Annotated in this window: 2 protein-coding genes; both read left to right on the forward strand. The window is 40.2% G+C overall.

Translation table 11 applies throughout. The annotated features are described in order from the left end of the window. Positions 1-153: 153 nt before the first annotated feature. Positions 154-849 carry a hypothetical protein gene (locus DA100_RS10620; RefSeq protein ID WP_171052203.1) on the forward strand — a complete coding sequence of 232 codons (696 nt, stop codon included), beginning with the start codon at positions 154-156 and terminating at the stop codon, positions 847-849. Further along, complete coding sequence (locus DA100_RS10625; RefSeq protein ID WP_171052204.1) at positions 846-1544, forward strand: hypothetical protein; 699 nt, start codon at positions 846-848, stop codon at positions 1542-1544. The genes DA100_RS10620 and DA100_RS10625 overlap by 4 nt, the downstream gene beginning before the upstream one ends. The last annotated feature ends 82 nt before the right edge of the window (positions 1545-1626 follow it).

Here is a 1626-nt window from a genome sequence, read left to right on the forward strand (position 1 = left end):
CGTTAATGGTGAAAAGAAATCAAAAGACCAAGAGTTTAACGCAGAAACTGTCTACTTTGATTTCTCTCAGTTCAGTAGCGATACGGTGATTCACTACGATATTTTAGCTGGTAAAGAGTATCGTAGTACCCCGTTAGATCCAGAGACTGGCAAGTGACTCGGTTAACTAAGCGACAATTCATAGAGAGGAGTGTCGCATTGGTTCTGGTTTCAGTGAGCGCACTTTCTGGGTTGTACTCGATACTGAACACTACCGAGCAAGAATCTATTCTGGTTACGGGCTTAAAACCAACCGATGCAACCGTAAAAGTGTGGGCAAACTATTGGGTATATGGTGATGACTGTGAATCCTACTCTTATGATATGTTTGGCCAAAAAGCCCATCGAGGAGGAAAGATCACTACATTCTTTACTCCGAGTAATGATGTAAGTGATGACCGTTATCAGTTCACCGTGCCATACTCAACTTACACAAACAGTAAAAATTGCGTGGTCGAATTACGAGATATCAAGGTCGAAGCCTATAACGCATTTGATACTGTAGGTTTTGCCCAACTACGTATTCACCAATCAGGCACAAAATATTACAACAAACCGATAGGCTTAGATTCTACAATCGAAGCTAAAAAATGCGAGCCCTTTTATTCTGCAAAATATAATAGATGGACGAATGGGTTTGGTTGCTTTTATTACGTTAATGGTGAAAAGAAATCAAAAGACCAAGAGTTTAACGCAGAAACTGTCTACTTTGATTTCTCTCAGTTCAGTAGCGATACGGTGATTCACTACGATATTTTAGCTGGTAAAGAGTATCGTAGTACCCCGTTAGATCCAGAGACTGGCAAGTGACTCGGTTAACTAAGCGACAATTCATAGAGAGGAGTGTCGCATTGGTTCTGGTTTCAGTGAGCGCACTTTCTGGGTTGTACTCGATACTGAACACTACCGAGCAAGAATCTATTCTGGTTACGGGCTTAAAACCAACCGATGCAACCGTAAAAGTGTGGGCAAACTATTGGGTATATGGTGATGACTGTGAATCCTACTCTTATGATATGTTTGGCCAAAAAGCCCATCGAGGAGGAAAGATCACTACATTCTTTACTCCGAGTAATGATGTAAGTGATGACCGTTATCAGTTCACCGTGCCATACTCAACTTACACAAACAGTAAAAATTGCGTGGTCGAATTACGAGATATCAAGGTCGAAGCCTATAACGCATTTGATACTGTAGGTTTTGCCCAACTACGCATTTATCAATCAGGAACAAAATATTACAACAAACCGATAGACTTAAATTCTGCAATTAAAGCGAAAAATTGTGACGCCTTTTTACATCAATGGAAAGACAAGACCTGGTCGGGTGGGCTAGGTTGCCATTATTCCGTTAATGGTGAAAAGATATCCAAAAAACAGGAGTTTAACGCAGAAACTGTCTACTTTGATTTTTCTCAGTTTAATAGCGATACGGTGATTCACTACGATATTTTAGCTGGTGAAGAGTATCGTAGTACCCCGTTAGATCCTCAAACAGGTAAGTAACTGGGTATGAGTAACAAACAGCGAATATTATCGATTGTGCTTATCACCATTACAGTAATTCTATTTGTGTATTATTTGGGGC

Source organism: Vibrio sp. Hep-1b-8 (assembly GCF_006124995.1).
Lineage (GTDB): Bacteria > Pseudomonadota > Gammaproteobacteria > Enterobacterales > Vibrionaceae > Vibrio.